General features: G+C 29.7%; 1 protein-coding gene. It reads left to right on the forward strand.

Translation table 11 applies throughout. The features are described from left to right. The first annotated feature begins 117 nt into the window (after positions 1-117). On the forward strand, positions 118-1743 hold the full coding sequence (locus tag NSA58_RS19710) for an ABC-F family ATP-binding cassette domain-containing protein (RefSeq protein ID WP_039681442.1): 1626 nt from the start codon (positions 118-120) through the stop codon (positions 1741-1743). Positions 1744-1813 lie beyond the last annotated feature (70 nt).

A 1813-nucleotide genomic window follows, 5' to 3' on the forward strand; every position in this document is an offset into this window, starting at 1 on the left:
TAATAGTTAAAAAATATTGTATATTATAGTTACTGTCTTATTGACTAAAGTGAATATTTATTATAAGATTAAAATGTTGTGTTTTATAAATGACATTAAGAGAAAGGATTGATATATATGTTACAAGTTACTAACGTTGGACTTAGATTCGGAGATAAAGAATTATATAAAGATGTTAATTTAAAATTTACTAAAGGAAATTGTTACGGAATAATAGGGGCTAATGGTGCAGGGAAAACTACATTCCTTAAAATATTAGCTGGTGATATAGAACCAAATACAGGATCTGTTAGTATAACAGAAAAAGAAAGAATGTCTGTTTTAAGACAGGACCACTTCAGATACGACGAAGAAACTGTTTTAGACGTTGTTATAATGGGACATGAAAGATTATACCAAATAATGAAAGAGAAAGATGCTTTATACATGAAAGAAGATTTCTCTGAAGAAGATGGTATAAAAGCTGCAGAACTTGAAGGAGAGTTTGCTGAACTTGATGGATGGGATGCAGAAACTAATGCAGAAAAAATATTAATGGGTCTTGGAATAGATAAAGACTTACATTACAAACAATTAAAAGAATTAGAAGGTGGAGAAAAAGTTAAGGTATTATTAGCTAAAGCTTTATTTGGTAAGCCAGAAATACTATTACTAGATGAGCCTACTAACCACTTAGACTTCCAATCTATAAATTGGTTAAACAACTTTATAATGGACTTAGAAGATTCTATCGTTATAGTTGTATCACATGATAGACACTTCTTAAACCAAATATGTACAAATATAGTTGACGTTGACTTTGGTAAAATACAAATGTACGTAGGTAACTACGACTTCTGGTATGAATCAAGTCAATTAGCATTACAATTACAAAAAGACCAAAATAAAAAGACTGAAGAAAAAATAGCTCAATTAAAAGAGTTCATTGCAAGATTTAGCTCAAATGCTTCTAAAGCAAAGCAAGCTACATCAAGAAAGAAACAATTAGATAAATTACAAGTTGAAGACATACAACCATCAAGAAGAAGATATCCATATGTTGGATTTACTCCAGAAAGAGAAATAGGAAACGAGGTTCTTGAAGTTGAAGGATTAACTAAAACTGTTGATGGTGTTAAAGTTCTTGATAATGTAAGTTTCAGACTTGATAAAGAAGATAAAGTTGCTTTCATGGGAGATGAAATAGCTATAACTACTTTATTTAATATATTAATGGGAGAAGACACTGCAGATTCTGGTACATTCAAATGGGGTGTAACTACTTCTCAATCTTATCTTCCAAAGAACCACAATGAATTCTTTGAAGGATGCGAATACTCATTAGTTGACTGGTTAAGACAATTCTCAGAAGAAAAATCTGAATCATTCATAAGAGGATTCTTAGGTAGAATGTTATTTAGTGGTGAAGAAGCTCTAAAACAAGCTCACGTTTTATCAGGAGGAGAAAAAGTTAGATGCATGCTATCTAAACTTATGCTTTCAAACTCAAACGTACTAGTTTTAGATGATCCAACTAACCACTTAGACTTAGAATCTATAACTTCTGTAAATAAAGGTTTAGAAAAATTCTCTGGAGTTATGTTATTTAGTTCTCATGACCACGAGATGATACAAACTCTTGCTAATAGAATAATAGAAATTACTCCTGGTGGAATAATGGATAGAAAAACTACTTTAGAAGAGTATTTAGAAAATAAAGATATACAAGCTCAATTAAAGAAAATGTATGCTGTTGAAAAATAGTTTATTAATAAAAAGAACAAGTTGACATATGTTAACTTGTTCTTTTTTTACAAATATTTTAAGTTAAAAT

It is taken from the genome of Terrisporobacter muris (genome assembly GCF_024621905.1).
In the GTDB taxonomy this organism is placed as follows: domain Bacteria; phylum Bacillota; class Clostridia; order Peptostreptococcales; family Peptostreptococcaceae; genus Terrisporobacter; species Terrisporobacter muris.

Bases quoted from the DNA above. Each gene is read 5' to 3' on its own strand.
- NSA58_RS19710 (WP_039681442.1), top strand. From the start codon at position 118: ATGTTACAAGTTACTAACGTTGGACTTAGATTCGGAGATAAAGAATTA.